Raw genomic sequence first — 15,905 nt, 5'->3', positions numbered from 1 at the left:
TACGTACGCATCTCAGGGAGGTACGACATGCCCGCCACCACTTCCGACCTTTCGCGTCGTCCCCGTCCGCTCACGGAATCTCCGCTTCGTCAGACCGTCACGGTCGTGCGCGTGAAGCTCCCCGAAGGCGAGGCCGCCCGACTGACGGAGCTCGGTCTTCGGGTGGGCGGCCCCGTAACGCCGCTCGAAGGCGGCGACGAAGGTCCCCTGATGCTCGGCATCGGGTGCGGTCGCATCGGGGTCGATCGCGAGACGGCCCGAAAAATTTACGTTTGCTGATTTCGGACGGCTCCCCCGTCCAACCTCGCCGACGACCCGCCCGAGAGGCCGCCGACGCCGTTTCTCCAATCTTCAGGACAACAACCATGGAAATCCAACATCTTCCCGTCGGCGCCAAAGGGCGCATCGTCGCGCTCGGAAAAGAACACCCCGAATACCGCCGTCGTCTCGTGACGCTCGGGCTCACCCCGGGCACCGCCTTCGAGATCGTGCGCGTGGCGCCCCTCGGCGACCCAGTGGAGCTGCGCGTGCGCGGCAGCTTCGTGAGCCTTCGCAAGGACGAAGCGGCGCTTCTCGAGGTCGAGTCGCCCTAATCGCCCCATTCGCTTGAATCCGGAAACGATTCCGTCTTCATTTCTTCCCGACGGTCCCCGCCCGAGAGCTCTCGCCCGAGGCCGTCCCCTCAACCGAATCCGAGAAAACACGTATGACCACACGTACCTTATGCGTCGTCGGCAATCCCAACTGCGGCAAGACCACGCTTTTCAACGCCCTCACGGGCTCGCGCCAACACGTCGGCAACTGGCCGGGCGTCACGGTCGACAAGAAGGTCGGGCACTTCAAGCTCGGCGGCGACGAGATCGACCTCGTCGACCTGCCGGGGATCTACTCGATCACGCCCTCCTCGTCGACGAGCGAAGACGAACGCATCGCGCGCGACTACATCCTCTCGGACGAAGCCGAAGCAGTCGTGAACATCGTCGACGCTTCGAACCTCGAACGCAACCTCTACCTCACGGCGCAGTTGATCGAAATGCGCGTTCCGATGATCGTCGTCGTGAACATGCTCGACATTGCGAAGCAGCACCGCCTCTCGATCGACCTCGACGCGCTTTCCCGTCGCCTCGGCTGCCCCGTGGTCGGGATCGTCGCTTCGCGCGAAAAGGGCTTGGACGAACTCAAGCAGGCCCTCTCCGACTTCATCGCCCGTCCGAGCATTCCGCCTCTCGGCGTCGAATTCGACGAAAAGACGACCGCGGCCGTGCGCAAGATTTCCGACCTTCTCAAAGCGGACGAAGCGAAGCGCCCCGACTGGTACGCGCTGCAGCTCCTTGAAGGCGCGCCGGGTTTGGCGGAGCGCCTCCCCGAAGCGACCCGTGCGCGCGTTGCGGAAATCATCGACGCGATGAACGCCGCCTACGACGGGGACCTCGACATCGCGATCGCGGGCTCGCGCTACGACTTCGTCGCTCAGGTGACCGAGGCCGCCGTCACGCGCAAGGGCGAAGTTTCCGAAACGATGACGGACCGCATCGACCGCGTGGTGCTCAACCGTTGGTTGGGGCTCCCGATCTTCCTTCTCATCATGTACGTGATGTTCCTCTTCACGCAGAACGTGGGCGGGGCCTTCATTGACTTCTTCGACATTCTCGTGGGCGGCGTCATGGTCGAGGGTTTAAGCGAATTTCTCGCTTCGATCGGAACGCCCGACTGGCTGCGCGTCTTCCTTGCGAACGGCGTGGGCGGGGGTCTTCAGACGGTCTCCACCTTCATTCCGGTCGTCTTCTTCCTCTATTTGTTCCTTGCCGTCCTTGAAGATTCGGGCTACATGGCCCGTGCCGCTTTCGTCATGGACCGCATGATGCGTGCGATCGGGCTCCCCGGCAAGGCCTTCGTTCCCTTGATCGTGGGCTTTGGCTGCAACGTGCCCGCCATCATGGCCGCGCGCACCATGGACCGGGCGTCGGATCGGATCATCACCGTGATGATGGCGCCCTTCATGAGTTGCGGCGCGCGTTTGCCCGTCTACGTCCTCTTTGCGACGGCCTTTTTCCCCACGAACGGGCAGAACCTTGTGTTCGCGCTCTATCTGATCGGGATCGTCGCCGCGGTTCTGACCGGGTTCCTCCTCAAGAAGAGTGCCCTTCCCGGTGCGGCGTCCGCCTTCGTCATGGAAATTCCGCCCTACCACATCCCGACCCTGAAGGGTGTCCTCACCCGCACCAAGGATCGCGTCTCGGGCTTCATGTTCCGTGCCGGCAAGGTGATCGTCGTCATCGTCGCCGCGATCTCCTTCCTCAATTCGCTCGGTACCGACGGCTCCTTCGGTAATGAAGACACCGAAAAGTCGGTCTTGTCGTCGGTCGGCCGCACGATCGTGCCGATCCTCGAACCGATGGGCGTTGAAGAACAGAATTGGCCTGCCGCCGTCGGCATCTTCACGGGCATCTTCGCGAAGGAAACCGTCGTGGGCACGCTCAATTCGCTCTACGACCAAATGGGCGCCGCAAACGCGGCCGAAGAAGGTGCCGCCGAAGAAGACGAAGGCTTCTCCTTCACGGCGACGCTCGGCGAAGCGCTTTCCGTCACGGGTGAAAACCTCGCGGGCCTCGGCTCCGCTCTCGTCGACCCCCTCGGCATTACGGTGGGCGACCTCTCGGACGAAGCCGCAGCCGCCGAAGAACAGGAAGTCTCCACGGGTACGATCGACACGATCCGCACGCTCTTTGCGTCGCAGTCGGCCGCCTTTGCCTACCTCCTCCTCGTGCTTCTCTACATGCCCTGCTGCGCCGCCATCGCCGCCGTCTACCGCGAAGTCGGTACGGCCTGGACGGTCTTTGCCTGCGTGTGGACGACGGCGCTCGGCTTCTCGGCCGCGACGATCTTCTACCGCGTCGTCAACTTCTCGGCCGATCCCATCTACGCGACCGTGGCAATCGGCGTCTCGCTTCTCGTCCTCGTCTTCATGTGGTTCTACATGAAGTCCTTCGCGAAGCGCGACGCGGCGAAGCGCCCGCGCGTGATTCCGATCGTCGCCGAACGCTGAACGCGCGCTGAAGGTTGAGAACGACTCACGGCAGCCGAAACCTTCGAAACCGTGTCTCCGATCCCGCCGGGGGTGCCTCGAAAAGAGGCATCCCCGGCGGTCTTTTTGAGGCCGGCAAAACCGGCAAGGCCCCGAGGGAGCGTGCGAGGTTCGATCGGGACTTGAGCGCGGGCCGGCGCACGATGTTCGAGAACCGACGGGATCAGACGCCTTCCGCCTCCTCGTCTGCGTTTCTTCCGTCTTCGGACACTCCCCGAAAAGAAAAAGCTCCCTGTCCGGTACGGACGGGAGCCGGGGCGTTCGGAAGTCGGCGGAGGACTTGCGTCCTCCGTCGGTCGTCAACGACTTACTTCGCGTCGGGCTTCGGAGCCCAGGGGTTGAATTCGGGCGTTTCGGGGCCCGAGGGCGGAAGGATCGGCAGAACGATCTTCGGCTGTTCGCCCGTCAGGGTCTTCAGGAAGGCGACGATCTGAGCCGTTTCTTCGTCGGTGTAGCGCTTCCCGAGCTGAACGTCGCCCATCACCTGGACGGCCTTTTCAAGGGTCTTCGCTTCGCCGTCGTGGAAGTACGGGTAGGTGAGTTCGACGTTGCGGAGCTGCGGCACCTTGAAGGTCATGCGGTCCTGGTCGCGACCGGAAATGGCCTTGACGCCTTCGTCCGTGTTGGTCGTTTCGTAGGCACGCACCGCACCCATCTTCTGGAAGCTCTGGCCGCCCAAGAGCGCGCCGTTGTGGCAGATCATGCAACCCGAGCTCTTGAAGAGCTGGTAGCCCTTCAGTTCAAAGTCCGTGATCGCCTTCGCGTCGCCCTTCAACCACTTGTCGAAGCGGGCGTTGGGCGTCACGAGCGTGCGTTCGAACTCGGCGATCGCGTCCGTGATGCGGCCGATGTCGACCTTTTCGTCGCCGAAGGCCTTCTTGAAGTGTTCGGCATAGCCCGGGATCGAGCCGATCACCTGAACGGCGAGCTCGTGCGTGGAGGCCATTTCGAGGGGGTTGGCGATCGGGCCGGCGGCCTGTTCGGCGAGCGTCTTCGCGCGGCCGTTCCAGAATTGTGCGATCTGACCGTAGGAATTGAGAACCGTCGGGGAGTTGATCGGACCCTGGGCCCAGTAGTCGCCGATCGAGGTCTTCAGGTTGTCGACGCCGCCCGTCGAGAGGTTGTGGCAGCTGTTGCAGGAAAGAAGGCCCGAGCGCGAGAGGCGGGGTTCGAAAAAGAGCATCTTCCCGAGTTCGACGAGCGCGGGGTTCTTCACCTCAACGGGCTCGATCGGGTCGACGGGTTCGGCGGCAAGCGCGGAGAAGGAAGAGAGGCCGATCACGGCGCCGACGGCGGCCGCAAGAAGGGTCTTGGTCATGGGGCGTTCCTTGTGGGTGGTCTGTGAGTGGTCTCTACGACGAGCGAATGAAGCTCGTCGACGCCGAAATAATTATATGACCCTACTACTTTTGATAGCTAATTTTAATTATCTAAGAGGACAATAGGGATTCTCCATGCGTAGGACGAAGTATGGGAAAATCGACAGATCACCTTTTCCTCTCACCTCCAATGCGCTCTCGGATCCTCGTCCTCGGCTCGATCTTCGCTCTGCTCGGTGCGGTCCTTCTCCCCGCACAGGCCGCGGACCTTCCGCCCGAGGTGCGCATCGGACTCCAGGACAATCTCGGGCCCGATTTTTTGATCGAATCCTTCGCTCCGACCATGCGGCTTTTGCGCGGCGAGCACCCCGAGACGCGGTTCAGGACAACGATTTACACGCCCGAAGCGCTTTCACGCGCCGTGCGCGAGCGGCGCGTCGACGCGTTCTTTGCCGACAGCGCTCTTTTCGGCGTACTGCAACTTGAGAGCGGCGCCCAACAGATTGCCGCCCGCACGCCGCCCTACGTCGAAGATCCCTCCAAAGCGGCGGGGGTTGCGGTCGTCGTTCGGCGCGGCAGCCCGATCCGCACGCTCTCGGACGTTCCCGGCAAACGGATCGCCTCCGAAGCCCCGGGGGACTTTTCCACTTGGCTCGCGTTTCGGGGACTTCTTAACGGGATCGGCGCGCTCGAACCCGGCTGGAACGCCGAAGTGCGCTTCACGGGCTACATGCCGCCCGACCCGATCCAGCTCGTGCAACAAGCGGCGGTCGACGTCGCGGTCGTGCCCGCCTGTCGGCTCGAGTCGCTCGTGGCGATGAACGTCGTGCGCGAGGGCGAACTCGTCGTTTTGGGCGACAGCGTCTCCGACGGTTTTCCCTGCCGGCACTCCGCGCCGCTTTTGCCCGACATCGTCTTCGGCGTCTCGACGGGAACAAGCGCCGACCTGGCGAGCACGCTCTCGGTGACGCTTCTCGGCGCGAAACCCTTTCGTGCGGGCGAGCGTTGGCGCATTGCGAGCGACTTCACGAAAGCGGCGGACCTCTACCGGGAACTCCGGATCGGTCCCTACCGGCCCGTCACCGAAGAACCGACGCTCCTGCATTTTTGGCAACGCTACAAGCGATGGATCATCGCCGTCTTTCTCGCTCTGATGCTCTTGGCGCTCCATTCCGTTGCGGCCGAACGGCTCGTCGAAAAGCGTACCCGGGCGCTTCGGGCCGCGATCGCCGAGAAGGAACGTGCCGCCGCAACCGCGCGAGAAGCGCGGGAGCGCCTCACGCAACTTGAACGCTCAAGCGTTGTTTCGGGACTCTCGAGCATGTTCGCGCACGAAGTGCGCCAACCTCTGTCGGCCGTCGTCGCATATGCGGGCGGAATTCGGATGGCGGCCGGACGTCTCGGCAAGACCCCCTCGCCCGAACTCGGACCGACGCTCGTTTCGGCCGCCGATCGGCTGATTGACGAAGCCGAGCGCGTCTCCGACATCGTCGAACGCGTGCGAAGCTATGCCAAAGCGGGAGCCCGCCGTCACCGCCGCGTGGAACTTGCGGGGCTCGTCGCCCGAGCCCGGGAGATCTTCGGACACGGCTCGCTCGGCGAGGGCGTCGACGTACGCATCGACGTACCCGATACGCTCTCGGTTTCGGGCGAACCTCTGGAGCTCGAACTCGTTCTCGTCAACCTCTTTCGCAATGCAGCCGCCGCGATGACCGATCGCCCGAGCGGAAAGCGCAGAATCCTCGTGAAAGCGTTCGAGTGCGGCGAAGTCCTTGTCCCTGAAGCATCGGGAAACGCCAAGAGAGCGAGGTTCGCTCCGCGCTTTGCAACGCTTGAGGTTTCGGACGAAGGTTCTCCCGACGGACCGGTCGCTGAAGAGGTTTTCCGGCGACTTTCAACTCCGGTCAAAAGTCTGAAACCCGATTCGCTCGGCCTGGGCCTTCACATCGTGCGGCGCATCGTCGAAGCGCACGGCGGAAGTCTCGCCTTTCGTCGTGCCGCTCCCCCCTCGAACGGCCTCACCGTGCAAATTCGCCTCCCGATGCTCGTATCTGAAGAAAAGAACCCCGCACCCGACGGATCCCTTGAAAACACCACCGCCCGTCTTTCGGAACCGACCTCATGTTGACCACACCGCTTGTTCGCCTCGTCGACGATGACGACGCTCTGCGCAACGCGCTGCTTTTTTCTTTGAGCATGGCCGACCTTCGCGCCGTCGGCTACGAAAGCGCGGAAGAGTTTTTGCGCCGCGACGACCCGGCCGTTCCCGGCTGCGTCGTGATGGACATCCGCATGGCGGGCATGGCGGGCCTCGAATGCCACGCTCGCATGCCCTCGCTCGGGTTCGACCAACCCGTCGTCTTTCTCTCGGGACACGGCGACATCGAGATGGCGCTTTTGGCCGTCAAAAACGGTGCCGCGGACTTTTTCACGAAGCCCGTCGATCCCGAAAAGCTCGCACGCGCCGCGCGGGAGCTTTTCGCCTGGAATCTCGACGCGCGACGCCGTTCCCGAGAACGCGCGCTCGCACGCGAACGCGTCGACGCACTTACGCCCCGGGAGCTCGACGTCGCGCTCGAGGCCGTCAAAGGCGACCCCAACAAAGTCATCGCCGCCCGACTCGGGGTATCGGAACAGGCCGTCAAAATCCACCGCTCCGCGGTGTACGCGAAACTTGAGGTCCGATCGGCCGTCGAAATCAAAGCCGTGCTCGACGCGGCGGGAATTCCCGACGCGCATGCGGAGCGCGGGCTCCTGAGCGGCATCGAAGCCCGACTGCTTTCGGAGTAAGACCCGTGCGTTCGATTGTTCTACCCGACCTCGAACGCCGCCGACTGCTCGGTGGTGCGGCGGCCGTTTCCCTCCTCGCCGCGTCCGGCTGCCGACCGTCTTCCTCCTCCCGAAGCGCCGACGAGGCGGGCATTTTCGACGAAAGTCGCCCCGCGCCGAACCTGCCGACGGAACGCGCGGCCGACATCGTGATCGTGGGAGCGGGCGGTGCGGGACTCGCCGCCGCGGCCCGAGCGGCCGAAATCGGAGCGAGCGTCATCGTCCTCGAAAAGATGCCTTCGATCGGCGGCAACACGCTCCTTGCGAGCGGCTACTACGCCGCCGTCGAGCCCGAGCGTCAGGGGGCAGCGGGCATTTCGGACGGCGTCGAAGATTTCTACGGGCTTCTCTACGCCAATGCGGGCCCGAAAGCCGACTCCGCCCGCTTGATGCGCCTCGCGCTTGAGGCGGGCCCCGTGATGCGCTGGCTCGAAGGGCTCGGCGTCACGTTCGGGCGCGAGGTCTACGAAATCTCGGGGTCGCTCTTTCCCCGAAACTACCGCCCCGTGATGCCGAACGGAGAAGGCTACGTGCGGCAACTCTCCGCCCGAGCCCTGCAACTCGGCGTTCGCCTCGAAACCGAGTGCCGTGCGCTCGCCCTCGGATCCCGCATGACCGCTCAGGGCGTGGCACGCGTTGAGAACGTGCTCGCACGGCGGGCCGACGGCAGTCTTGCGCGTTTCACGGGAAAGCTCGGCATTCTGATTGCGTCGGGAGGCTTTTCGGCTTCCGGCGCCATGCTCGAGCGCTTCGCTCCCCGATACGCGCACCTCGGGCACGACAACGCGCCCGGAGCCACGGGCGAAATGCTTCTCGCCGCCCGGGACGCGGGCGCGCGGCTTCGCGACATGGACGTCGTTCAGTGCCAGCCGGGGTGCCCGCCCGGAGGAAAACGCCGCGTTCGCTTTCACAACGACGTCGAGCGCTTCATTCTTCTTGACGCCGACGGCCGACGGTTCGTCGCCGAAGACGGACGACGCGATGCGATTCGCGACCGCGTGACGGCGCTGCCCGGAGGGCTGGCCCGCATTCTCATCGACGACGACGGCTTCCGAAGCTACAACCGCTCGATTCAGCAGGAGGCGGTGCTTGCGGTCGAATCGGGCGACGCGGTGAGCGCCGACTCGCTCGAGGACCTCGCGCGCCAGGCGGGACTTTCGGGCGCCGTGCTTTGCGAGACGGTCGAGCGCTACAACCGGGGCATTCGCGAGGGTCGGGACGAATTCGGGAAAAACGTTCGCAACGCGCATCCCATCGCCCGTCCGCCCTTTTGGATGAGCACCGTGGCGATGACCGTGCACGCCACGTCGGGCGGCATCGACGTCGACGCCGTCGGACGCGTGCTCGATGACGAAGGAGTCGTCATTCCGGGGCTCTGGGCCGCGGGCGAAGCCGTCGGGGGGCTGCACGGCGAAAACCAATTGGGCGGGTGCGGTCTTGCCGACGCCTTCGTATTCGGGCACGCCGCAGCGGAATCGATCCTTGGAGTCTCGACTTATACAGCCGTATAAAGACGAGCGCAGCCGGGCGCTTCATACTTTCTTCAAAGCTCGACGCGGGAGACGACCGACCACGTCCCCGTCGAGCACCATCGAACGACAAAGGAGAAATTCATGAAGAAATTCACCCGCACCCTGCTTGCCGCCACGCTCGTTGCCGCCTTCGGCAGTTCCGTGGCATTGGCCGCCGCCAGCGGCACCTATACGGGCGAAGCCCAGGGTCGCAACGGCGCCGTGAAGGTGGCGGTCACGCTTACGGACGGCAAAATCACGGCGGTGAAGGTGGTGTCCCACAAAGAATCGACCGGCATTGCCGATCCCGCCCTCGAACGTATTCCCGCAGCGGTCACCGCCGAACAGTCCGCGGCCGTCGATGCGGTGGGCGGCGCAACGCTCACGTCCGAGGCGATCAAGCAGGCCGTGCTCGCCGCGCTCGTCTCGGCGGGCGTCGACACGAAGCCCTACTTGAAGAAGGTCGACGACAAGAGCGCGGCCTCGCTTCCCGTCAAGGACGTCACGTCCGACATTCTTGTGATCGGTGCGGGCAACAGCGGCATCACCGCCGCCGTCAAAGCGGCCGAATCGGGTGCGAAAGTGATCCTCATCGAAAAGCGTCCCGCCGCGGGCGGCGTCTCCGCCCTCAATCACGGCGGGCTCGCCGCGACGGGCACCCGCTACCAGCGCGAAGAGATGAAGGAAACGAACGACTCGCCCGAACTCCTCTACAAGGACATGCTGCGCGTCGGCAAGAACGCCAACGACCCGGTCCTTGCCAAGATGGTGAGCGAACACACGGGCGAAGTCGGCGACTGGCTCATCGACGATCTGAAGGTCGCCTACGGCGCGGCCTGGGTTCAGTTCCCCGACCACAGCGCGCACCGCCAGATTTCCGCGAAGGGTAACTCCGTCGGCTGGCAAAAGACCATGCTCGACATCTTCGCCAAGCACGGCGGCGTTCTGATGACGGACATGCGCGCGACCGAATTCATCACCGACAAGGACGGCAACGTCACGGGCGTCAAGGCGACGGGCCTCAAGGGCCAGAACTACCGGTTCGACGCCAAGTCCTTCGTGCTCGCCTCGGGCGGCTACGGCGCCGTGAAGTCGATGCTCCCCGAACGCATGCAGGACGTGCTCTTTTACGGGATCCCGACCGAAACGGGCGACGGCTTCAAGATGGGGACGGCGATCGGCGCCGACACGATCAACCTTGAGTACGTCAAGACCTACCCGAACGGCGTCGAAGTCCAGCCCGGCCGCTCCATGGACACGACGGGCTCCTCGACCTTCGCCGTGCGCGGCAGCGCCATTTTCGTCAACACGGACGGCAAGCGCTGCGTGAACGAAAACAAGTCGCTCGGCGAACTGACCGAAGCGACCCTCGCGCAGAAGAATCACATCATGTACCTGGTGATGGACCAGAAGGCCTGGGAAGCCTACGTCAAGAAGGCGGTCGACGACCATACCGTGCCCGACGCCTCGACGTTCGAAGCCTGGAAGTCGCTTCGCAACAACGGCCGCCCCGTGATCTGCACGGGCGAACTCGACGTGTGCGCCAAGGAAATGGGGATCGACCCGGAAGGGCTCGTGCAGACCGTGAAGGACTGGAACGCCGCCGTCAAGGCGGGCGAAGACAAGGCCTTCGGCCGCACGACGCTCGTTGAAATCGGCGAAGGTCCCTACCACATCGTCGAACAGAAGGCCCGCTACCAGACGACGCTCGGCGGCCTGCGCGCCAACGCCGACATGCAGATTCTCCGTAAGGACGGCAAGCCCGTCGGCAACCTCTACGGTGCGGGCTGCGTGGTGGGCGGCGCGAACGGCGCCGACTCGATGACGACCCTCATGAACACGTGGGCGATCGTCTCGGGCTACGTGGCGGGCGAAAGCGCCGTCAAGAACTCGAAGTAACGCGCTTTCGACCAGGTTTCGTCACCGAGCAACCCAAAGGCCTCCCCATGCGGGGAGGCCTTTTTGCTCGAAGGTTCGAAGCGTGTGCGAATAAAACACCCTTCAATCGAACTCCGCCCGGTTGCGGCATCGCCGCCCGGGCGGGAAGTCGGGCTTAGGCATCCAACGGGTGGATCTCAAGCGCGGGCAGTCCCTTCACAATCTTCACGGTTTCGAGGCTCACCGTGATCACTTTCAGGAAAAGATCCAACGGGTAGCGCGGGTCCCCGATTTCGGCCGCGTAGTCGTTGAAATCGTTGACGATTCCCGAGTCCTTATCAACCGAAACGCATGCACGTTCCACAACCCAGTCGAGAGCCGACTTCGTGTTGACAACATACTCCTGGGCCTCCGGCGGGATGTTCTCGATGGTGAGCCAGTCGTTGTAGACGAGTCGGGTCTTGTCCTTCGCGGCGTTCCCTTTCTTCCCGGGGATCTTCCCCCACTTCATCTGTTCCACGCGGTAGTCGGCATTCCCCTCCTTCTTCACGAGCTTCACGCCCGCATAAGGAGCGACGTGTTCGTAGTTGACGTGAAGATCCGCCAACTTTCGCCCCGCATCCGCGAACGCTCGGAACTGCTCGTAGGTCGCCACCCGCGGGATGCGGGGCAGCTCTTTTATGAGGTTGTTCGCGTAGCGCGTTCGATATTCTTCCGAATGCAGAATCCCGTAGATGTAGTAGAAGAGATCGTCTTCGGTGATCGTGTGACCGGGATAGGCCCTCTGGAAATGCGGCAGTGCATCTTTCGAAAAGCCGCTCTCCCGATCATCGTCCTCATATCCCAGGCAAAGGCTCCCCTGAGCAAAATCTGTCACCCTGGGAATCCACCTAGGAAAACACTGCGTATCGCCATTGAAATGCAAATCTGCAATACGATTTGTCATCACGACAATTTGCCCTTCACCTGTCCAGTTTTGATTAAAACAAATTATTAGATTCTTCGTAAAATCATCCCGAAAAACCTGGCTCCACCGTCCAGGCCTCTCAACAAAGGATTCTCGATCATAGTAGAGATTTTGAACAACAAATGGTCTATATGCGGCCAACCTCATCTTGCCGAGATCAAATCCAGAAACAGCTTCAAACCTTTCCAACCGCCTCAATAATCCACAACTCCATGCAATATCACCCTGCACGGCAGCTCTGGCCTCGGTAATTTTCTCCTTATTACTGGGAGTCCTCGACGTTTTCATCACACCCAATGCGCGAGTGTAAGATTCTTTAATTCTATCAATATTCTTCGCGATTTGCGTCGTAGACGATCCCCAAACCCATTTGTCGCGATTTGTACTTACACCGACGATTTTCTCATCAAAGATTGCAGGAACGTCCGATTTTGAGTCAAAAATCGGATAGTATTTTGAAAACGTTCCCTCTCGATGTTCAAACCAATCGCCATATTCATCCGGAATAATAATCCTTACAGGCACATTAAGCATCGAACCGGTTCGAGACAGTCCTTCAAGCTTTTCAGCCTTACTTAGATAATCATCAACCTCATAATAGAAAATCCCCTCTTTTCCATTATGGTCAGGGTTCTTGATCAATAAAACAATAGCGATGGCAGAACGACTACCCTCACCAAAAATCTTACCACCCTCCTTACGAGACTGTTCCTTTGATGTTCTCTGATTTCCCTTTAAGTTGTATACATAAATGGAATTAAACTCTTCGGAAATGCACTTCCTCATGCCGTTAGCGCTACTACTCGTCAACCAACTTGCATTTGCCACAAACCCGATAATCCCCTTATCACCGATTCGATCCGATGCCCAACGATACGCCCGGATATATGAATCCTTCAGCTTCTTCAGCGTCACATCCGTACGGGCCGAGTAAGTTTCATCGATGCGAGCATCCAGACTCTCATAGTGCTCATTTTGATTATTGTCATTTTGTGATTTCTGACCCGCAGAATACGGCGGATTCCCCAGGATGACCCGCACATCCGTCTTCTCGAGACTTTCGAGCCGCTCGTTGTTTTCCCCAAGCGCCGTCTTGAAGACATCGGGGTTGCCGTGGTCGGCAAAGGTGTCCGTCCAGAGCATGACGTTGTTGGGCGCGTAGGGCTGGTTCGGGCAGAGCTCATGGAAGACCCCCTCGAGGTTCATCGAGGCGACGTAGTAGGCGAGCGGGACGATTTCGTTCCCGTGCAGCTCGGTCGCGAACTTCTTCGGGAGCTTGTCCTGCGGGATGAGGCCGCTCTGCATGAGGCGGGCGAGGAAGGTCCCCGTTCCCGAGAACGGGTCGAGGATGTGCACCCCGTCGTCGTAGAGGTTCGTGCCGAACTCCTGCTTCATGAGGTCCGCCACCGAGCGGTTGATGAAGTCAACCACCTCGACCGGCGTATAGACAATGCCGAGCTTTTCCTGAAGCTTCGGGAAAGCCGCCTTGAAGAACTTCTCGAAGAGGTCCTTGATGACGGTCTGTCGCTCGACCGCGGTCTTGACGTTGCGCATGCGGATTTGCACCGACTCGTAGAAATCCTTGAGCGAGCTCGCTGCCGTGCGCATCCCGTCCTTGTCGAGCGAATCGACCATCGCGGTCATCGCCCGGGCGATCGGGTTGTGCTTTGAGAATTCGTAGATGATGTTCCCCGTGTCGTCGCGAATCGTAAAGAGCGCGTCGAGGATCGGTTGCGTCACGACGTGCTGTCCGAGCATGTCGACGATTTCTTTGTCCGAAAGCTCGCCGTTCAACGTCGCCTTCAGTTCTTTCTTGAAACTCTCGAACGCCGCGCGGGACGTTTCGCTTTCGCGGAGGACCTTCTCGATGTGAGCGACCTGCTTTTCGCAGAAGAGGCCCACGTCCTCGGCCCAGTCGCCCCACTCGCGTCGGTTGCCGACGCGCTTCAGGATGCGGCTGCGGATGTGTTCTTCGAACACTTCGTCGCGTTCGAAAAGGCTCCCCTGATCTCCGGTGTCGGTCGTGCCTTCGGGCTTCGACCCTCGTTTGCCTTTCGGACCGGTTGCGCCGGAGGCCTTCGGTTTTTTGTTGAGCTTCTTTTCCGTGAGGCTCACGACCTCGATCTTGTCGGAGTTGATCTTGCCGAGCTGCGGGTCCACCGCCGCACCGAACTCGTTGTCGATCGACTTCAGGGCCCGGAGCACCTGCCAAACAACGTCGAATTCTTTGTTGTTGTTCAGAGCATCTTCACCCGCAAGCCCGGGCGGCGTCACGACGGGCAGGATGACGTAGCCGCGCTTCTTACCGGCGTTGGGCGCGATGCGCATGACGCGACCCACGGTCTGAACGACCTCGACCTGCGACTTGCGGGGCGAGAGAAAGAGCACCGCGTCGAGCGCCGGCACGTCGACCCCTTCCGAAAGGCACCGAACGTTGAAGAGGATCTTGCAGCGGTTTTTGGCGGGCTCCTCGCGCAGCCAGTCGAGAAGCGCCGTTTTTTCTGTGGCGTTCATCGACCCGTCGATATGCTTGCAGTCGCACTCGAGCGGGAACTCGGCCGCGTAGGCGGCCCGGCTGTAGGTCGGGTCCTTGGCGTTCAACGTGAGGAAGTTTTCCTTCTTGAAAGCTTCGACGACGTTTTCGAAATTCGCCGCGAAGAGCTTCGACGAGGTACGGTCGAGATTGCGCCCCTTCGGCGCGTCGATGATCTGCGCGAACCCCACGGCGCGCTTCATCGCGCGAACGTCGTCGAAAATCGAACGTTCGCCCTTCAGGTCGACCTTGGAGAGCGCACGCCAGCAGCCGATCACCTTGGCCGCGTGCTTCACGGGCAACCCGCCGTCGCGCACGAGCTCCAGGTCGTCGCGTCCCTCGGCGTACTTTTTGAGGACGTTTTCTTCGATCGTAAGGACGATCACCTTGTAGTCAACCAGACTCCCCAAACGGACGGCCTCGGAAAAGGAGATCGTATGGAAGGTTTTGCCGAACACCTTCTCGTCGTCCATCGAATAGAGAACGACTTCGCCCGCGTCTTGCTGGGCTTTGGCTTCTCCCCCGTAAATCTTAGGGGTGGCCGTCATGTAGAGGCGCTTTTTACCGCGAACGTAGTTCGCGTCGTGGATGCGCTGGAACGGGGAGTCCTCTTCGCCTTCGACGTAGTGACCGCCGGCCGTACGGTGCGCTTCGTCGCAGATGATGAGACCGAAGTCGGCCATTCCGTACTTCTGCTGCGCTTCGTGCAGGACGTCGATCGAATGGTAGGTGGAGAAAACGACCGTGAGAGCGTCGTGGTCGTTGAGGGCGCGGGCAACGCGATCGGCGAGTGTTTTCGCGTCCGTGGTGGCGGGATAAGCGAGCTCGCTTCCGACCGTCAACTGTTCGATGTCTTCGAGGTTGGCCTTACCCGTCGACGCGTCGGAACAGACGGCAAAGGCATTCAGACGGCACGAGCACTGCTGCTTCCAGTCGGAGAGCGTCTGAGAAAGAAGGGAGAGCGAGGGGACGAGAAAAAGTACGAACCGACCTCTAGCATTCTGGTGGGGGGGGGGTAAATGCTTGATTCTTCTGCAATTTTCATTGACGTAAAGGTCTTTCCGGTACCGCAGGCCATGATGAGCTTGCCGCGGTCGGAGGTTTCAAACCCTTTGACAACATTGGCAATCGCGTTCAGCTGATAGGGCCGGGGCGTGCGCTTCGGGCGTTCGACCACACGGCCCGACTTCAGGTACTCGGACCAGTCGACGACGGACGTCTCGAGTTCGCGACGCGTGATGAGCGTGACGGGAATCGTCTGCTGATGGAGTTCGTTCGCGACGTTTTCGGACCACTTTTCGTTCGTCGCCACCAAAAAACGGCGCGTGAAGAAGGGCTTCGCCGAAGCGGCGAGGAAGGAGTCGATGCCCGCCTTCGGGACGCTCGCATTGCGCGCGTAAAGCTTGCACTGGATCGCGGTGTAGCCCGGGCCGTCCGCGTTCGTGCCTACGAGGTCGATCCCGATGTCGCGTGCGTTGACGGCGAGGTCGGGATGACTCGACGCCCAATCCTTCCAGGTTTGCACGTCGGTAAAGAGGTCCGAATAGGTGGGCTCCTTGCGAAGCCAGTCTCGGACGAGCGTTTCGAAGCGCGTGCCTTTGTCGCGTTCGGTCGCACTCGCAGTTTCAAGCGTGTCGAGGAGTTGCGTGAGATAGTCGGCGTTCTCGGGCAGCTCTTCCTTGACGTCGGTATCGTTCGTATCGAATTCGGTCATGAGTCGGGAAAATGCGTTGTCTGTTTCGGACCGTTCCGACGCGACCGTTGACATGCCTCAATTCCGAGA

10 protein-coding genes and 1 pseudogene are annotated in these 15,905 nt (G+C 61.5%); 7 read left to right on the top strand and 4 right to left on the bottom strand.

The window, feature by feature from the left end; all coding sequences use genetic code 11:
- The first annotated feature begins 27 nt into the window (after positions 1 to 27).
- From S6FBBBH3_RS05165 to feoB, 3 genes are all read left to right on the top strand, one after another.
- On the top strand, positions 28 to 279 hold the full coding sequence (locus S6FBBBH3_RS05165; protein WP_120176731.1) for a FeoA family protein: 252 nt from the start codon (positions 28 to 30) through the stop codon (positions 277 to 279).
- 86 nt (positions 280 to 365) lie between these two features.
- Positions 366 to 593, top strand: coding sequence for a FeoA family protein (locus S6FBBBH3_RS05160; protein ID WP_120176730.1), 228 nt, complete (start codon positions 366 to 368; stop codon positions 591 to 593).
- A gap of 113 nt (positions 594 to 706) precedes the next feature.
- Complete coding sequence (feoB, locus tag S6FBBBH3_RS05155) at positions 707 to 3,046, top strand: Fe(2+) transporter permease subunit FeoB (RefSeq protein ID WP_120176729.1); 2,340 nt, start codon at positions 707 to 709, stop codon at positions 3,044 to 3,046.
- A 346-nt stretch (positions 3,047 to 3,392) separates the two neighbouring features.
- On the opposite strand, the gene S6FBBBH3_RS05150 is transcribed toward feoB, so the two are convergent.
- Positions 3,393 to 4,403, bottom strand: a complete 1,011-nt coding sequence (locus S6FBBBH3_RS05150) for a cytochrome-c peroxidase (RefSeq protein ID WP_120176728.1) — start codon at positions 4,401 to 4,403, stop codon at positions 3,393 to 3,395.
- 191 nt (positions 4,404 to 4,594) lie between these two features.
- Here S6FBBBH3_RS05150 and S6FBBBH3_RS05145 point away from each other — a divergent pair, with 191 nt between their 5' ends.
- The 4 genes from S6FBBBH3_RS05145 (at position 4,595) to S6FBBBH3_RS05130 (ending at position 10,643) form a co-directional block, all read left to right on the top strand.
- A complete protein-coding gene (locus S6FBBBH3_RS05145) occupies positions 4,595 to 6,532 on the top strand; it encodes a PhnD/SsuA/transferrin family substrate-binding protein (protein WP_170143828.1) in 1,938 nt (645 codons plus the stop codon).
- Positions 6,526 to 7,194 carry a response regulator transcription factor gene (locus S6FBBBH3_RS05140; protein WP_120176726.1) on the top strand — a complete coding sequence of 223 codons (669 nt, stop codon included), beginning with the start codon at positions 6,526 to 6,528 and terminating at the stop codon, positions 7,192 to 7,194. Before S6FBBBH3_RS05145 ends, S6FBBBH3_RS05140 begins: the two co-directional genes overlap by 7 nt.
- A 5-nt stretch (positions 7,195 to 7,199) precedes the next feature.
- A complete protein-coding gene (locus S6FBBBH3_RS05135) occupies positions 7,200 to 8,744 on the top strand; it encodes an FAD-dependent oxidoreductase (RefSeq protein WP_170143827.1) in 1,545 nt (514 codons plus the stop codon).
- 102 nt (positions 8,745 to 8,846) lie between these two features.
- The gene (locus S6FBBBH3_RS05130) at positions 8,847 to 10,643 is read left to right on the top strand and encodes an FAD-dependent oxidoreductase (protein WP_120176724.1); all 1,797 of its coding nucleotides are present in this window, start codon (positions 8,847 to 8,849) and stop codon (positions 10,641 to 10,643) included.
- Between the two features lie 154 nt (positions 10,644 to 10,797).
- Here S6FBBBH3_RS05130 and S6FBBBH3_RS11430 read toward each other — a convergent pair whose 3' ends face one another.
- The 3 genes and pseudogenes from S6FBBBH3_RS11430 to S6FBBBH3_RS11325 all read right to left on the bottom strand — a co-directional run bounded on the left by S6FBBBH3_RS11430 (position 10,798) and on the right by S6FBBBH3_RS11325 (position 15,836).
- Positions 10,798 to 13,917, bottom strand: coding sequence for a type ISP restriction/modification enzyme (locus tag S6FBBBH3_RS11430; RefSeq protein ID WP_408646498.1), 3,120 nt, complete (start codon positions 13,915 to 13,917; stop codon positions 10,798 to 10,800).
- Positions 13,918 to 13,968: 51 nt separating this feature from the next.
- Positions 13,969 to 15,054: pseudogene (locus S6FBBBH3_RS11425) on the bottom strand (DEAD/DEAH box helicase family protein); the annotation flags it as partial.
- On the bottom strand, positions 15,027 to 15,836 hold the full coding sequence (locus S6FBBBH3_RS11325) for a restriction endonuclease (protein WP_170143826.1): 810 nt from the start codon (positions 15,834 to 15,836) through the stop codon (positions 15,027 to 15,029). The pseudogene S6FBBBH3_RS11425 and the gene S6FBBBH3_RS11325, both read right to left, overlap by 28 nt.
- Between the last annotated feature and the right edge of the window lie 69 nt (positions 15,837 to 15,905).

This window comes from Sutterella megalosphaeroides (assembly GCF_003609995.1).
Classification (GTDB): domain Bacteria; phylum Pseudomonadota; class Gammaproteobacteria; order Burkholderiales; family Burkholderiaceae_F; genus Sutterella; species Sutterella megalosphaeroides.
Note: the sequence above shows the minus strand (reverse complement) of the source record. Positions and strands in the feature narration are given on the sequence as shown.